The sequence below is a fragment of the Chloroflexota bacterium genome, assembly GCA_026710945.1.
Lineage (GTDB): Bacteria > Chloroflexota > UBA11872 > VXOZ01 > VXOZ01 > VXOZ01.
The window spans coordinates 63,972-81,169 of record JAPOQA010000039.1; the positions used below are offsets into that span (position 1 = coordinate 63,972).

A 17,198-nucleotide genomic window follows, 5' to 3' on the forward strand; every position below is an offset into this window, starting at 1 on the left:
GCGGATACCGGGAAGTGGCGGCAAGCGTACCCCATCGGATACCGGCACGTTTCCGCCGGTTTCTGGGTACAACTGAGACGCTCCAATCACCAGGCCCGTCGAGCGGCACAGTCGCTGCCCTCCATGCCATCTCGTCTAGACAGCCGAATCCTGGGTGTGTGGGCTGACGGACAGAGCGCGATACATCCATCAATGACGTGCTTGGGTCTTGGCGCTAAATCCAGTCAATAAAGTGGTACGCCCACGGCGAGAAGGTGATTGCGTCGCAGACCCGTTCGATTACTGGGTCACTTGCGCCATACGCGGTCACGCTTCCCTCGGAAAGGCGCGCGCGCAGGTCCAGCCGGCCGAGCAGCCAACGGTGAAGCGACTCTTCCTTCATCTCCAACGTCAGTGTACACTGACGTGTCTCTGGTTCGATGAGCGTGTAGTCATCCTTCGGCGTGGAAACAACGAGCGCCGTGTTGTAAATGTCGAAGCGCTCGCTCCAGTGCTTTTCAAAGAAGCTGGGCACGTCGATGACTTGCCCCATGATGATCGTACCGCGAGATTCCGGTATGAAGCCGTTTGACTGGTAAAGAGGTAGGAAAGGGTCTTCGTCAGATGCCTGCATGTCCACGCCCAGCTTGCGTTCGCCGGCAACAGACGCAACACCTGTGAGAATACGTTGAGCGATGCTCAGATCTCCCCCGAGCGTTGCCATCTCCAGCACATTTGCCATGCCGTCGTGCCGAGTTGTGCGGGCGCCACAAATTGCATACCCCAAGAGTTCATCGCTTTGAATGATATGAACAAAAGAGATGTCGGTGGGAAACTCCGTGTAAATCGAGGAAGCCAGCGCACGTTGCCAATAGTCCCCTCGGCGCTGCGGGTAGCCGCCAAAACGTCCGTAGGTGCTATCGAAAATCGCTTCCAGGCGTTCCATGTTGAGGTAGATGGATTCTTTGCCGGCTAAGGTAACACCGGGAGGCAGGTAACTGGTCTCCGGCGAGCCATAGCCATAGTGGCGCGAATAGAGTAGGTCGTAGTGGTTGGTGGTGGCATAGAAGCGGTATCCGTCGCTGCGCTCATCGCCACGATAGACAAAAAGGGCATCGGCGCGGCCGGCCAGGAATTCGCGGGCACTCTCGATCATGCCCCTGCCAATGCCTTGGCTGCGGAGCTCTTCACGCGTGCCCACTGAATTCTCAAATGCTGCCGTGATCGTCACGCCGGGCGCGATAACTGTCTCGCGCAGTACCAGGGGAATAGCACCTACCACCTCTCCTTCGAGAACGGCGATGGATGCCAGCATTTCATCTTGTTCCCAGTTTTCCTGTGCTACCGGTGCGTCTGGGAAAACCTCATTCCGGAGTGCTAACGCGCTGAAAACATCGTCTGGCTGCATCTCACGGTACTCGATTCCTTCCATTGGGGGACAGCCTCACGTTTCCATTGCGTTGATTTTGGGACTCAGCTACGTGGCCTCTTTGCGTCTGCTTGCTAGCGTACACATGCCGCTCGTATTGTAGCACAGAACCGTTTGACTTGCCCAAGAAAGGGCGTGTGTGTTGGTCTGAACTTCGGGGTGCGGGCTGGATGGGCATGCCGCAACAGGACAATGCCAACCGGGGCTGCACGGGCCCTTGCCGCAGAAGAATGCGCAGGAAAAGCCGGAGAGCACTCCGGCTCAATCCTAAGGCGAATGCTGGACTGCCCATTCTTCCCGGGAGGAAGGCGCACTTGGCTTGTTGACGTCAGCCTGCTGCCCCGGCCTCGACCTGTGATTCTATATCTACGTCTTGTTCCATCAATGCTCGGAGCGGTTTCGGGAACACTTTCCAAAACTTGGGCAGGTAGCGGCCAAAGTCGTCCAGGATTGCCTTGCCGCGAGGACTGCCGGTTACGGCAACATGTCGCTCCAGCAGGTGGCGCAGCGTACTGATATCTTCTCCGTCTGTCAGAGGTTCGATGTCCACCATTTCCGGATTATACCGACGAGAGAAACTGTTATGCTCATCCAGCACGAAGGCGATGCCGGCTGCCATGCCCGCCCCAAAGTTGTAGCCTACCTCTCCAAGCACAGCCACAACACCTCGGGTCATATACTCGCAGCAGTGATCCCCTGCGCCCTCTACTACCGCTTCCGCACCGCTATTGCGCACGGCAAATCGCTCCCCGGCTTGACCGGCTACAAAGAGAGAACCGCCAGTGGCCCCATAGAGACAGGTATTGCCTATGAGGACGTTCTTGTCAGGGGGCATGTTGGCCTGTGGTGAAGGAGCAATGACAATTTCGCCGCCGGTCATGCACTTGCCAACATAGTCTTGGGCCTCGCCGTGCAGGGTCAACGTCATGCCGGGCACGCAGAAGGCGCCAAAGGACTGACCGGCGCTGCCGTCGAAATTCAACGCGACTGATCCTGCGCTGAGGCCGGCATCGCTGTGCTTGTCAGCAATGGCCCCCGCGACCCGAGCACCGATGCTACGCATGTCGTTTTGCACTTTATACTCAAGATTTACCCTTCGCTCACCAGCAATGCCGCTGGCGGCATCCTGCAAGATCACGTCATCGAGCGTGGAGCCAGAGGGGTTATTCCACTCCTGTTGGGAAGAGCGAGGGAGGGCCCTGTCAGGGTCGACATCGGCCAAGAGAGGAAGAAGGTCTATTGTATTTGCTTTGGAATCCTCGGAGAGTTCTCGTTGGCGGAGCATGTCGGTTCGCCCGATGACCTCATCCAGCGTGCGAAAGCCCAGGCTAGCCAGAATCTCGCGCACTTCCCCGGCGATCAGCGTCATGTAATTGACGAGCATCTCCGGTGTGCCGGTGAACTTCTCACGCAAGTCCTCCCGCTGTGTGGCAACGCCGGTGGGGCAGGTATTCAGGTGGCACTGGCGCGCCATGTCGCAGCCGATCGCCACCAAACTGCCAGTGGCAAACCCGAATTCTTCGCCGCCAAGCATCGCTCCGACCACTACATCGCGACCGGTCTTGAAGCCGCCGTCCACGCGCACGCGGATGCGCGAGCGGAGGTTATTGCGCACGAGGGTCTGCTGGGTTTCGGCCAGACCCAGTTCCCAGGGCAAGCCGCCATTCTTGATGGAACTCAATGGCGAGGCTCCCGTGCCGCCGTCCTGTCCCGAAATGAGCACGTAGTCCGCGTAGGCCTTGGCTACGCCAACTGCCACGGTGCCGACACCAGCCTCTGAGACAAGCTTTACGCCAACATGCGCCCGTGGATTCACCTGCTTCAAATCGTAAATTAACTGGGCAATGTCCTCGATCGAATAAATGTCGTGATGGGGTGGTGGCGAGATGAGCGGAATGCCGGGAATGGCATGGCGAATTCTCGCGATGAAAGGCGTGACCTTGAAGCCTGGCAGTTGGCCGCCTTCACCCGGCTTCGAGCCTTGGGCCATCTTGATTTCAAGCTCACGAGCTCGCACGAGGTACTCTGTGGTTACCCCAAAGCGCGCGCTGGCCACCTGCTTTACCGCGCAGTTTGCAGACTCGCCATTCGGCAGTGGCTTGTACCACTGCGGGTCTTCGCCGCCTTCGCCGGTGTTGCTTCTGCCCCCTATGCGGTTCATGGCAATCGCAATGGCCTTGTGGGCCTCCGGTGAGAGTGCGCCGAGCGACATTGCTTGGGTAGTAAACCTGCGCCGAATTGTCTCTACTGGCTCGACCTCTTCTAGGGGAATGGGACCGCGCGGCGCGAACTCGAGTAAGTCGCGCAGGCTCGTTGGCGGCCGCGTGTGCACCATCTCGGCATAGCGTCGGTAGTCTTCCATGTCTCCCGTAAGCGCAGCCTTTTGGATCGCTTGCACTATGGCGGGACTATACGCGTGATATTCGCCGTTCCGTCTGAACCGATAGAGGCCATAGTCAGGCAGTCTGCCGTTCTTTCTCTCAGCAAACGCTTCAACATGGCGGTTGGCAACTTCCGCCGCAATTTCCCCGAGGCCTAGTCCCTCGATGCGGGAAGGCGTGCCGGTAAAGTAGTAGCTCGACACTCGGCTATTCAGGCCGACGATTTCGAAAATCTGCGCGCCACGATACCCGCTCAGCGTGCAGATGCCCATCTTGGACATGATTTTCAGCAGCCCGTCATCGACTGCCGTGCGGTAATTCTGCCATGCCGTAAGGGGATCCACGGTCTGCCTACGGTCGGTCTCAGCAATATGGCGGATTGTCTCCAACGCCAGATAGGGGTACACGAAACCAACGCCATGCCCCAGCAGACAGGCAAAATGATGGATATCCCACACTTCGCCGCTTTCAACCACGATGCTGGCTTGCATGCGCTTGCGGACGCGGGCAAGGTGTTGATGCACGGCGGATGCTGCGAGGAGAATCGGAATTGGCGCATGATCGACCCCCACGCCAAGGTCACTGAGAATCAGGACGGTACGCCCATTATCAATGCTCTTCTCCGCGTGCCGGCATAGCCTGCTGAGAGCTTCTTCCATACCGGCCTGCCCTTGGGCAACCGGATAGAGCGTAGAGAGCATGATGGAAGAAAATGAAGAATCATATTGGTGCACGAGATCCCTAAACTGGCCGTGATCGAGCAGAGGACTGTCGTACTCCAATAGGTGGGCGTGTTCGGGACTCTCAATGAGCAAGTTGCCACGGCCGCCAATGTAGCTCCGCAGCGACATAACGAGAGATTCACGAAGCGAGTCTATCGGTGGATTCGTTACCTGTGCAAATCTCTGTTTGAAATAGTTGAAGAATGAACGCGGCTGTGAGGAAAGCACCGCCAGCGGGATGTCATTACCCATGGACCAGACAGCGTCTTTGCCCTCTTTACCCATGGGATCGAGCACGACGCGCAATTCTTCGTTGCTGTAGCCGAAAACGCGGTGCAACGTGCCCAGGTTGTCTTGATCGAAGTCAAGACTGTCGTCAAGTTTCGGCACAGGATCTTGCGCGCGCTTTCGTTGTTCACTGAGCCAGGTGCGGTAGGGGGCCCTCTTGGCCAGCCGCTCCTTTATGTCTTTATCGGTCAAGAGACACTTGTTATCCGTATCCACGGCCAACATTTCGCCGGGACCTAGCCGACCCTTTTCGATGACCTCGGAATCGGGTACGACAGAAGCGCTTGCTTCCGATGCCAGGATTACCATGCCGGACCGCGTAACTTTGTATCGGGCCGGGCGTAGGCCAATGCGGTCTAAGCAGGCGGCGGCAATGCGGCCGTCGGTGAAGGCGAGCGACGCAGGCCCTTCCCAAGGTTCTGTAACGCCGGCATGGTACGCGTGGAAGGCCCGAAGGTCCGGATCCATGTCCTCGTTGTTTTCCCATGCCTCCGGCATCATCATGGCAAGCGTGTGCAAGATGTCTCGGCCGGAGAGGTAGATGAGCTCCGCAAGATTGTCCAAAGAGGCGGAATCACTGCCGTCGGGTTCGATGAAGGGAATCCCCGCCCCAACGCGCTCGTCCCACGCGTCCGCGATCATGCTCTGCTCACGGGCGCGTGTCCAATTGCGATTGCCCCACAATGTGTTAATCTCGCCATTGTGCGCAAGCAGCCGGAATGGCTGGGCCAATTGCCACGTGGGGAATGTATTGCTGCTGTAGCGTTGATGAAATACGGCCAGGGCCGTCTCGTAGTCTGGGTCCTTAAGGTCTTGGTAGAATTCGGGGAGTTGGGCCGCAATTATCAGCGCCTTGTAGACGACAGTTCGGTGAGAGAATGAAGGCAGGTAGAGTTCGTCAATGCCCGCACGGCTGGCAGCGCCTTGAATGGACCTTCTCGCAACATAGAGCGCACGTTCGAATGCAATGTCGTCCATGCCATCCGGGCGTTGTACCAAGACTTGCCAGATGTCCGGAGCGCTTTGCGCCGCAATTACACCCAGGGCAGACACGTCCACCGGCACGCGGCGCCATGTCAGCAGTGGAATTCCAAGTTCCTCAAGGACACTGTTGACGATCTCAACGGCCTGTGCGTTCGTCGTAGCGCCGGCTTGCGGGAGATAGACCATACCGATGCCAACATCGGAAGAGGAGACATGGAAGATCTCTTTTGCTGCCAGTTCCCGTTGCACCAGCCGACGTGGGATCTGCGTGAGAATGCCTGCGCCATCGCCGGTACGCCCATCGGCAGATACCGCACCGCGATGGCTCAGCCCAACTACGGAATCTATCGCCGTTTGCAGTACTTTGTTATCGGGTATGCCTGAGATGCTGGCGACGAAACCGACGCCGCAGGAGTCGAACTCAAACTCAGGACGATAGAGGCCAGCAGGTTGCGTTGACTGAACGGGCGAATCTGGATATGGACTAATCGATAGGCTCATAGATTGTTTCTCAAGGAGAGTCGAATTCATCGGAGGGAATGTCGCAAGGTACGCAACGAGTGCGCGACATAATTTTGTCCCTTAAATATGAAAAGAGGGACTCCACTTTGGAGTTCCTCACACCCCCAATAAGCGCGCTCCAAGCTGCGTGACTACGGTAGGTTTCGTTTATGATAGCGGAGGGTACTGGGTGCGTCAAGAGAACAATGCTCCACAATTCCACCGTGGGCAAAACGGACGATTTCTGAATGACTTTCCTGTCTATTGGCGCAATCTTAAAGAAGCTGGAATTCGCAACCCGTTACCCGCTTGCCGCATCGACTGATTCGCTTCGGTAGCTCCACCTTGTGTGGTGCCGTGCTTCAACGATACGCACTGACAGCATTTCCCACCAACCGCACAATGATAGCTAGTAGACCGCTGCATGCAGAGGGGACGACTGACGCATTTCTCTGCGGACGGAATCTGGATATTGCTAGCGCGCAATGGCGCTATGCTACCTTCTCTAACTTTCACTTGCTTGCCAATCAGCTTCATTGAATCTCGTCTTTGGCGATGATACAATCGGTTTGCGTGGGTGATTAGCTCAGCTGGTTAGAGCGCTACTCTTACAAAGTAGAGGCCGCAGGTTCGAGTCCTGCATCGCCCACCAATCTGCTGCCGAGATAGCTCAGTCGGTAGAGCACAGGACTGAAAATCCTGGTGTCGCCGGTTCGATCCCGGCTCTCGGCACCCAGCGCATCCGGATGATACTCCATGTTCAATTCTGCTATTGAACTGTCGTAGTTTACGTTCAGTCCAGTCGCGAACTGGATAGCTGCCTAAGTCTAACCCACGTTCGATGTAAACGAGTAGTCCACGCCGCGCTCTCGTTGTACCCAGGCCTCAGCACGTTGGATGCGCAGCTCCTGTTATACTGCCTGCACAGCGTCCCTTAGCTTTGGACCCACGCGTTCTTCCGAGAAATGTGACCTGTCTATGGGGTTTAATTCGCTCGAAGCCACCGTGCTCCACGATCTGGACTCAGCGATCCAACGGGAATGGTTGGTTACGAACGGCATCGGCGGCTACGTCAGCGGTACGGTAACGGGCATCAATACCCGCAGATACCATGGTCTGCTCGTGGCAGCTTTGAATCCGCCCCTCGGGCGCTCGGTGCTCTTAGCGAAGGTCGACGAGACAGTGACCGTTGGTGACCAGACTTACGAAATCGGCGCCAATGAGTTTCATCCAGATGTAATCCACCCGCAGGGCTACACCATGCTGGAATCTGTGCGCCTTGAAGGGCAGGTGCCCGTATTCCGCTATCGCGTAGGAGAATCTTTACTTGAGAAACACATCTGGATGGAGCACGGCCAAAACACCACCTACATTAGGTATGCCCATGTAGCCGGCTCTGCACCTCTCGCGGTGACGATGCGACTCTTCACGGCTCAACGCGACTTTCATTCACTGATGCGCGGCTCTGACCAACTGCGCCCCGGCGTCACTCTCCACGATGCCACCCACGTCACGATTTCGCGTCCCCCGCAGGACGCGACTGCGTCGCAGACCGCGACTTGTCAGGACGAGCCGCCGCTTCAGCTCTTGTGCAGCCAGGATGCCACGTTTGAATTGGCAGAAGAGTGGTATTGGAATTACGTCTACCGTGTCGAACGAGCGCGCGCTCTTGACTACATGGAAGACCTCTACCATCCCGTCGATTGCACGGTGAAACTTGCGCCCGGTGCAAGCATGTGCCTCATCGCAAGCGTCGAGCTACCCGAAGACATCGATCGAGACTCGTCAGGCACCTTGAACAGAGAGCAGAAACGCACGGAAGCACTCCTGCAACAGGCTGCAATTGATCCGCTTGCCGACCCGGCAGGGGCGCAGTTGGTCATTGCCGCCGACCAGTTCTTAGTGGAACGATCCCTTGCCGCGGGAGAACGTTCGCTCACCGTCATCGCCGGCTATCCGTGGTTTGGTGACTGGGGTCGAGATGCCATGATAAGTCTACCGGGACTTGCACTCGCGACGAATCGCTCAGATGCTGCGAAAGGCTTACTCCGTACTTTCGCCGCTTTTGTGAGTGAAGGCATGATTCCCAATCGCTTCCCAGATGTTGGTGAAGAGCCCGAATACAACACAGTGGACGCCACACTGTGGTATTTTCAAGCGCTGCACGCGTACTTGGAGACAACGCTGGACGGAGCCCTGCTTAGTGAACTCCTGCCCGTGCTCAGAGACATCGTCCACCACTATTACCATGGCACCCGCTACAACATTCACGTTGATCCGGCGGATGGTCTCGTTTGGGCGGGGGAACCGGGGGTCCAATTGACATGGATGGACGTTAAGGCTGGTGATTGGCTGCCCACTCCTCGCATCGGCAAACCCGTGGAAATCCAGGCCCTCTGGTACAATGCGCTCTGCCTGCTCGAGCGCTGGTGCAATGCGGCCGAGGAACCTCTCGGCGACATCCCGCAATGGCGGGCAACGATAGAGCAACACTTCATGCGTCGCTTCTGGCATGAGGAGGGAGGCTATCTCTTCGACGTAGTCGATGGTCCTGATGGAGATGATGCCGCGTTGAGGCCCAACCAGGTTCTTGCGCTTAGTTTGCCCAACTCTCTCGTGCCATCCGACCAGGGGCAGAGTATCCTGTCCGTCGTTGCGGAAAACCTGGTCACACCCGTTGGCCTGCGCTCGCTTGCGCCCGGAGACGAACAGTATCGGGGGCACTATGGCGGGTCTCTCTGGGAGAGAGAAGGAAGCTACCATAACGGCACGGTCTGGGGCTGGCTGATTGGGCCGTACCTCGACGCAATTGTGCGCTACAATGACGATCAAGCTGCCGCAAGCGTACAGCTCAGAGAGTTTGTAGATCAGGTGGCAACCGGTGCGCTCGGCACCGTGAGCGAAGTATTCGATGGCGATGCGCCCCACGCGCCTCGCGGCTGCTATGCGCAGGCTTGGAGTGTGGCCGAAATCTTGCGACATTGGCGTACGTTGTGCGCGTAGCCGATCCGTGTGCTGGCAACGCACAGTCTTTAGTCGACATACAATAAGCTGAGTGTCTCACACCCATTGGATCCGCCCGTCAATACTGGGATGACGTGAGATTGCAGGAGCACCGAAGATGCAGTCGATAACGGGAACTAGAGGGTAGTAGGTCATTCTACAGAGGGAGAAACAGTAGTGGCGCAGCAGACAGTTGTGCGAGAACTCGCGGTAAACGGCGGAACGCCTGTGCGGGACATCAAGCAGCGACCTTTTCCTCGGTGGCCGGTGTTTTGGGATGACGAGAAGCAAGCTGTGCAGGCAGTCCTGGATTCCGGCCACGTGAACTATTGGACCGGAGAGATGGGGCGGCAGTTTCAAACGGAGTTTGCCGCCTACATGGGGGTCAACGATGCGATTGCCGTGAATAGTGGCACGAGTGCGTTGCACGTGGCCATGGCGGCAGCGGGAATTGAGCCGGGTGATGAGGTGATCGTGCCTGCGCGAAGTTTCATTGCCACGGCCTCGGCAGTTACCAATCAGTTCGCGGTTCCGGTTTTTGCCGATATTGACCCCGACACCCACACGATCTCGGTAGACTCCGTGGCGGAGCACATAACGTCTCGCACTGCGGCAGTCATACCGGTCCATCTTGCCGGGCTGCCGGCTGACATGGACGCTCTTCTTGGGCTCGCTCGGCAGCGAGGCTTGGCTATAGTCGAAGATTGCGCTCAAGCTCACGGCGCAACGTATCGCGACAAGAGGGTGGGCAGCTTTGGCACCGTGAATGCGTGGAGCTTTTGCCAGGACAAGATATTCACCACCGGCGGCGAGGGCGGCATGGTGGGTACGGACGATGCGGCGGCCGCCGAGGTTGCCCGCAGCTTTCGCGACCACGGGTTTCACGAGGCCGAACGCCGTTCCGCCTTGGCACGCGGCGCTTTGAACCAATATACCCATCATCGCGTTGGTTTCAACTACCGCATGACCGAGATGCAAAGCGCCATAGGGTTGAAAGCCCTCGCGCGGCTGGACTGGCACCTCCAGCGTCGCCGCGCGAATGCACACTACCTCACCGACGGTCTCGAGGAATTAGACGAGGTTTTGAGTCCCGCGCCGGAAACACCGGAATCCGCGCATGCCTTCTATTGCTACTACGTCACGCTGAACCTGACGCAGCTCAACTGCAGCCGCGACGAATTCGTGCGCGCGGTTCAAGCTGAAGGTGTACGCGCCGCGCGCGGCACCAGTGCCGAGCTCTATAGGGAACCGGTCTACCAGGACCGGGTTGGCTACGGCAGTTCGCATCATCCGTTTGAATCCACTGACTATGGCCAAGTAGAGTGTCCGAATGCCAAAGACATCGGCCAGCGCTCACTTAGGCTGGAGGTATTTCCTACTCTGCAAGAAGAGGACCTGGATGATGTGTTGGATGCAATTGGGAAGGTAGCAGCGGCGTTTCGGGTGTGAGATTATCGTTGTAACGACATGAGCGCTCACACTGAGCGCGGACCAGAGCCGACACATATTGCTGACACACGGAACTTGCGGCAAGCGTGTCGTGTGTACCATGCTGCAATCTGAGAAGAAGGCGTCAAACACCAGGCAATGATAAAGCCAGCCTCGTCAACTCTGCAGGCAGGGATCGCCCATGAGGAAACCCCCAGCTTTCGTCACCTGACTTTATTGAACTACGCGCTCGTCATCCTAATGGGGCTTGGCTGGAATCTTATTGGACCCTCATTGCCGGCAATGCGGGCCGAGTTCTCACTAAGTCTCGCAAGCGTTGGGATAGTATTCCCGCTGGCAACGTTGGGTTTTGCCTTGGCGGTTATGGTTGCGGGATACGTGGTCGATGGCTACGGTCGGCGGCCGGCCTTGATCGGCGCGAGTCTGATGCTGGGTATTGGGTACCTGGGATGGGGTCTCGCGCCACACTGGGCCACTATGGCCGCATTCATGATCTTTACCGGAGCGGGGCTTGGTTGCATTGACATAATTACCAACGTCACGGCATCCGACGCAAGTTCCGGCAATCGCGTTGCCGATCTCAATCGCTTGCACATGTTCTTTGGACTTAGCGCCGTGCTCAGCCCGCTCTTGATAGGTTTGTCGCTCGACTTCAATTGGCGGCTGCCAATGCTTGCCATTGGCGTGCTTGGCTTCGCAAGCTTGCCGTTTGCGATGCGTGTGCGTCTCCCGCAGGCGGCGAACCTTGAGCGACTCAGCCGCGCCAACGTACTCCCTTTGGCGCGCAACGGCGTAATCGCGGCCGTCACTGCCGTGCTGGTTCTATATATATGGGTAGAGCTCTCGATGATCGGGTGGGGTGTGATTTATCTCACGGACGTCTTTCAAGAGCCGTATGGGCGGAGCACCGCGGTTGTTTCTTTGTTCTGGGGTGCGATTTTTCTCGGGCGGCTCGCGATGATGTGGCTGGCCCGGCATCTATCGACCGAACAAGCACTACAGATCCCACTCATCGTCAGCGTGCCGTTATTTCTTTTACTCGGCCTCGCACCCACTGCTCCGGTGGTATACGTGGTGATCTTTCTGCTCGGCTTGTGTGTGGCCCCAATCTTTCCCACCATGTTTGCCCTGGCCCTGCAACGTTTTCCCCGCCGGCCGGGTACGGTTGCCATTTTGCTCCTGCTTGGCGCTGCCGCAGGCGGAGTTCTCCCACCATATGCAATGGGATTTGTGGCGGAGACGCTTTCTTTCCGTGTCGCCATGCTGAGCCTCGTGCCAATCGCAATTGTCATGCCGTTCTTAACACACAGGGCATTCCGTCAGGCAAGACGAGCGGCAGATGGCTCGTGAGACTGGAGTGCAAACGAGGTAGCGTGGATGGCACTGGCGATCTTAGCTCACGACCGGGCTGACTACGAGGCAGCGCGTGGCGCCGCCGGTTCAAGCTGTCCTGACAGTCCGGACGCAACGGCGGTGTGAATGCCACGGGAGAGGAAGAGCGACACCAACTCGGCATCGAGTCCCGGTCCGGCCATCTCTTGGAGTACCTGCACCGCCCGCGGCTGCGGCAATGCAGCCCGGTAGGGACGATCGGCAGTCAACGCGGCATAAACGTCGACTATGGCGACAATGCGGGCCGGCGCCGGCACGTCCGACCCTGTAAGGCCATCCGGGTAGCCGGAGCCGTCGAGCCGTTCGTGGTGACTGCGGATGGCGGATACAACCAAGGCTGGCGACTCCCTGGACGGCGCCATGCTGCTGCCGGCATCCAAGAGCATATTCGCACCCGTAATCGGATGCTCGCGTACGCACGCGCGTTCTGCGGCATCGAGCGGGCCGGGCTTTTGGAGGAGATAGTCAGGGACGTAGAGCTTTCCAATGTCACGGAGCATTGCCCCTTTGCACACTGCGATCTGCTCAGCGTGGCTCAGGCCCACCGCTCTGCCCAACTCGCTCGCGAGAGTGTCCACTCGTTGCACGTGGCCCGCGGCGTAGCCATCCCTTGTGGCTATTGCCTGAGCAAGGGCTAGCACTACGTCTTCACCCTCCTGCAACGCGCTCGCGTAGTACTCCTGCTGCAGGACGCTATACACAAGATTCCCGAGCAAACGGATGCTCCGCATGACGTTTTCCGCAGTTGCCAGCTTGGAGGGTACGGTGCGCTTAAAGTAGAGATTGACGACGGCGTAGACTGTGCCCCGGTAAATGAGAGGAATCGCAATGCCATCGCGCGCACCGACGGCCTGAAGGAGCGGGCGGAGTTGATCCTGTATGGCTGCGGGTGTGGTGGAAGCGGTGACAACCTTCCCATGCGCGAGGGCGAATTGCCAAAACCGTGCCTCGGCGTCGCCGGTGGCTCCATCTGGAGCGATTGCTAACGCAGCAGGACACGCCGCAACCATGGCCTCCCGTGCTGAGGTGCGTAGCATGCAGGGATCAGCGAAGTGTATGCAGGCATGCTGCGCGCCAAAATGCTCCCGCAGCGTGTCGATGAGGAGCGAGGGCAGCTCTTCCTCGTCACGCTCGGCGACGCGTTCCGCCACAAGCAAGATGCGGTCGAGCAGCCATTTAGGCCGCACAAATCTATCCAAGAATCCCCATGCCATGCATCATAGCCTCACTGCCTGCTGAGCAGCCTGCCGAAGCGATTCCTCGCCAAGATTGCAATTCCCGAAACTGAGACACTTCGCAGTCCCTTATTCCCGCGCAAGCTCGCCCCCTGCGGGGGCGCGTAATCCATCTTCTCATACACCGTGGCTCCCGCTTCCGTGGGAGTGGCAGCCTATGGGCGATGGCCTGCCTCGGACAAATCACACTCGGCCTTCCGCAGCCTTTTCTTGGGCAAGTTTGACCTTCTGCCAGTCATAGTCGATGACAGGGTAGAACTTCTCCGGAAATTCGACGCGCCAGATCTGCTTGCGAATGATGAAGTTATCCGGCTCGATCTGCAAGGCCTGCCGCCATGAGGCGAGCGCCTCGGAAGTCTGCCCAAGTTGTTGCAGCGCGGTGCCCAGACCGAAGGCGGCATTGGCAGAATCACCGTCTAGCTCAAATGCCCGTCGAAATGCCTCAGCCGCGTGCTCGTTCTCGCCCTCTTGCAGCAGGGCCTCCGCGAGGCCGAGCTGCATGTGCGGATCGTCGCCTTGGGATGCCGCCTGCTCCAACATGACTTCGACTTCAAACGACTGCTGCGCGACCGTCGGCGTGGCGGGTACGTCGCCGGCAGGAGTTGCCAGCAGCGTCTCAAGCTGCGCCACTACGTCCTTGCGGTCAACGCTAAAGCCCGTGAAGAGTTGAAAGCGAATGATGCCCGTTTCATCCACGTAAACACCGTTGGGCACCGCCGTGAAACCGAAGAGGCGGAACAAGAGGCCGCTGGCGTCTACAAACGTGGGAAACGTGACACCGGACGCTTCCACGAACGCGCGTGGCTTTTCCACGCCGCCGCCGTCCATAGCTACAGAGAGCATCTGGAAGTTGTCGCCCGCGTGCTTTTCCGCAAATTGTTGCCAACCTGGCAACTGATCGCGGCAACCTCACCACGAGGCCCACATGTACAACAGGACTCTCTTGCCCCGAAACTGGCTCCACGACCAGCGTTTGCCGTACACGTCCGGCAGACTGAAGTCCGGAGATTCCATACCCACTTCGGGTCGCTGTAAAGTTACGCTCACCTTGATAACTCCTTTGCCTCTCGATCGTGTTTGCCGCCACTCTCACAAGGCGGTAAGGAACTGACTTGTACCAGTCTGAACAACCTTGGGTGAGTCGGCAAGGCAAGCGGAAATGAGTCGGATTAGGACTCGCTCTCACCCTGGCTGTCTCTTCGCGAGAGTGGGAACTCTTGACTCGTCGCGGTGGGCTGAATGCCCCAAGTAAAGCGATTCAGTTCCCTACTCCAACCCTTAGGATTTTCCTCCGCGAGAACTGCTCTCCTGCGTTGCATTGGCCTGAAATTTGGAGCAATTCACCGCACTCCCGCCGAGTTTCTGCCGGCGTACCCGCACCCGCTGCGCACGAAGCCCAAGCGTTAGCACCATGCTATACCCCGCCGTGGAGGAAGGGCAAGTTGCTCTCAGGGTTAGAACGCTGCACTAAGAGTAGGCAGGCCAGAGCTTGGATTGAACTCTCACGCAACATTCGTGGACACTCCTAACGTTGTGTGGCGGTCCCTTTGTACCATTGCCAGATTTGTGAATTCGCACATTCGGCCAAGCCGATTACGATGGAATTTCTGGATGTCAGCAAGCTGTCAACCAGGTCACCCGTTTCAGTCGCGCTCTCGGGCGGTAGAGTTGCTCAATTTCCCGCAAGTGTTTCCGCGGAAGGTCCGCGGCCGGCCTGTAACTTAGCTTCTACTTAGGTTGCGTAGATACAATTAACGTACCGAGGCGACTAAGTGACTGGAGAAGGAGCGGATGATGTCAAGATACAGGAGACTGGCAGTGGCACTCGTATTCGTTCTCTTACTTGGGTCGGGAGTCTTCTTCCTCAGGTCTTTCGTCTTTGGCTCGTTGTTTGGCAGCGCGTACGAAGAGCCCGCGCACGAAGTCGTATTGAAAGACGGCAACATCGAGATTCGCAGGTACGAGCCGTACGTGGTTGCTGAGATTTCTGCTACCGGGTCGTTCGACCGGGCGACGAATAGTTCCTTCAGTCCGCTGTTCAGGTATATATCGGGCAATAATCGCAGCCGCGAGAACATTGACATGACCACGCCGGTATTGGTGGAACCTTCCGGTCGGGCAAAATCGGAAAAGCTCGCCATGACGGTGCCGGTCTTGGTGGAGCCGAGAGCCACCGGTGAAAGCGCGGACGGACAGAGGCTGGCCGGAGCAGAGATTGAAGCCTGGACGATGGCGTTTGTGCTCCCCGCGGGCTACACGGCCGAGACGGCTCCCCTCCCCACCAATAGTAGCGTGACAATTCGCGAGATTGCAGCGCGCGAGGTCGCCAGCATTCGCTTCAACGGGAGGCTGTCGAACCAGAGCGCCGAGACCCAGCGGGCAAAACTGGAATACTGGCTGCACGCACAAGGTCTGGAGCACCAAGGCGATTGGAGAATTGCGACGTATGATCCTCCGTTCACCATTCCCTGGTTCCGCCGCAACGAGGTGCTGGTAACGTTGCGCTAGGCAATTGACAGTTGCAGACAACAAGCCTGCCGCCCCGCCGCTGCCGATTGTCCGGGCGGTAGGCGCATGCTATACTCCGCTATAGAAGCAGGGCAAGTAGCTCAGCCGGTTAGAGCGCCACGTTGACATCGTGGAGGTCGGAGGTTCAAGTCCTCTCTTGCCCACCAGTTCATAGCAAAGACCTGAAGGGACTCGAACTATTCCACGGTTGCATTTGACCAGACTTGACCTGTGGTTCCGCCGACAGTGGCGGCTGACCATTTTGAGATAGTTTCCCAGGGATGTGACAATACGGAGGGTAAGAACGGAACCGTGTAAGGGAAGTTAGAGGGGCGCCCGCTCGAAAGCAAATCTTGGACGCCACTCAAGTGCATGTCTGCTGTCTTGGCATGACCTCGGTTACAGAGATCGAAACCAGGTTATTGCGATTGGTCCTCCAGAGTGGCAAGGTAGGTATTGAGTTGCCGACTCTTGGTGGACCATTGAGGCGGTCGACGTAGGCTAGAAACAGGGCCTGGAAGGAACATGGCATAAAGGCTCTTGCCATTGATTCCAGAAAACATGTAACAGGGAGACAACTCATGAACGACCACGAGCGCTACATGTTCGACCTTCAAGGCTACCTTGTTGTGCCGGGAGCATTGTCACCTGAGAAGATCGCCCAGCTCAACAGCGTGCTCGACGAGCACATCGCCGCTGAGTGGCCTACAGATATGCGCACCCACAGGTTTGAGCCCCTGCTCGACTGGTCCAAGGACTACCGCGACCTAATAGACAATCCGGCCATCACACCCTACCTGGCCGAACTGCTTGGCGATCAGTTCAGGCTCGACCACGTTTATCTCGATGTCATCAGGTCAGGCAAGGGCCCGATCGGGACAAGCCTCCACGGCGGTGGTGCCCCCTTCAAGCCCATGTTCTACTACCGCTTCCAGAACGGGATGATGCATAACGGCCTATCCGTGGTTGCCTACAATCTGAAGGATGTTGGCCCCATGGACGGCGGCTTCGGCTGCGTGCCAGGCTCTCACAAGAGCAACTACAAGTTCCCCGAAGAGTGGAAAGAGATGGACGAGCCGGGCCCTTTCGTGGAGCGGGTAACCGGACCCGCCGGCACCGCCATCATCTTCACCGAGTCCCTTACCCACGGCACCCTTCCCTGGAACGGCGCTGACGAGCGCCGCACCATCTTCTTCAAGTACAGCCCGCACCCGCTCTCATGGTCGGCCAGCTACCTGGACCCCAATGACTATGCAGACCTGACCGATTCCCAGCGCGCCATCCTTGAAGGCCCGAACGCTCGGTACCCAACGAGATAGGCCCACTT

General features: G+C 57.9%; 9 protein-coding genes and 3 tRNA genes. 8 read left to right on the forward strand and 4 right to left on the reverse strand.

The window, feature by feature from the left end:
- Window positions 1-214 precede the first annotated feature (214 nt).
- Window positions 215-1,387, reverse strand: a complete 1,173-nt coding sequence (locus tag OXE05_07810) for a hypothetical protein (GenBank protein ID MCY4437224.1) — start codon at window positions 1,385-1,387, stop codon at window positions 215-217.
- A gap of 349 nt (window positions 1,388-1,736) precedes the next feature.
- Window positions 1,737-6,284, reverse strand: coding sequence for a glutamate synthase large subunit (gene gltB / locus OXE05_07815; GenBank protein ID MCY4437225.1), 4,548 nt, complete (start codon window positions 6,282-6,284; stop codon window positions 1,737-1,739).
- Between the two features lie 575 nt (window positions 6,285-6,859).
- Here gltB and OXE05_07820 point away from each other — a divergent pair.
- From OXE05_07820 to OXE05_07840, 5 genes are all read left to right on the forward strand, one after another.
- Window positions 6,860-6,936: transfer RNA gene (locus tag OXE05_07820), tRNA-Val, on the forward strand.
- Between the two features lie 7 nt (window positions 6,937-6,943).
- Window positions 6,944-7,016 (forward strand) — tRNA-Phe (locus OXE05_07825).
- A gap of 246 nt (window positions 7,017-7,262) precedes the next feature.
- The gene (locus OXE05_07830) at window positions 7,263-9,287 is read left to right on the forward strand and encodes a glycogen debranching enzyme N-terminal domain-containing protein (protein ID MCY4437226.1); all 2,025 of its coding nucleotides are present in this window, start codon (window positions 7,263-7,265) and stop codon (window positions 9,285-9,287) included.
- A 177-nt stretch (window positions 9,288-9,464) separates the two neighbouring features.
- A complete protein-coding gene (locus OXE05_07835; GenBank protein ID MCY4437227.1) occupies window positions 9,465-10,736 on the forward strand; it encodes a DegT/DnrJ/EryC1/StrS family aminotransferase in 1,272 nt (423 codons plus the stop codon).
- A gap of 138 nt (window positions 10,737-10,874) precedes the next feature.
- On the forward strand, window positions 10,875-12,086 hold the full coding sequence (locus OXE05_07840) for an MFS transporter (GenBank protein MCY4437228.1): 1,212 nt from the start codon (window positions 10,875-10,877) through the stop codon (window positions 12,084-12,086).
- Between the two features lie 62 nt (window positions 12,087-12,148).
- Here the strand turns inward: OXE05_07840 and OXE05_07845 are convergent, their stop codons facing one another.
- Window positions 12,149-13,342 carry an HD domain-containing protein gene (locus OXE05_07845; protein ID MCY4437229.1) on the reverse strand — a complete coding sequence of 398 codons (1,194 nt, stop codon included), beginning with the start codon at window positions 13,340-13,342 and terminating at the stop codon, window positions 12,149-12,151.
- Between the two features lie 204 nt (window positions 13,343-13,546).
- On the reverse strand, window positions 13,547-14,377 hold the full coding sequence (locus tag OXE05_07850) for a redoxin domain-containing protein (protein ID MCY4437230.1): 831 nt from the start codon (window positions 14,375-14,377) through the stop codon (window positions 13,547-13,549).
- Window positions 14,378-15,181: 804 nt separating this feature from the next.
- Here OXE05_07850 and OXE05_07855 point away from each other — a divergent pair.
- The 3 genes from OXE05_07855 (at window position 15,182) to OXE05_07865 (ending at window position 17,190) form a co-directional block, all read left to right on the forward strand.
- Entirely contained in the window at window positions 15,182-15,871 is a 690-nt protein-coding gene (locus OXE05_07855; GenBank protein ID MCY4437231.1) for a heme-binding protein, read from the forward strand.
- 90 nt (window positions 15,872-15,961) lie between these two features.
- Window positions 15,962-16,038 (forward strand) — tRNA-Val (locus OXE05_07860).
- 414 nt (window positions 16,039-16,452) lie between these two features.
- On the forward strand, window positions 16,453-17,190 hold the full coding sequence (locus OXE05_07865; protein ID MCY4437232.1) for a phytanoyl-CoA dioxygenase family protein: 738 nt from the start codon (window positions 16,453-16,455) through the stop codon (window positions 17,188-17,190).
- Window positions 17,191-17,198: the final 8 nt, after the last annotated feature.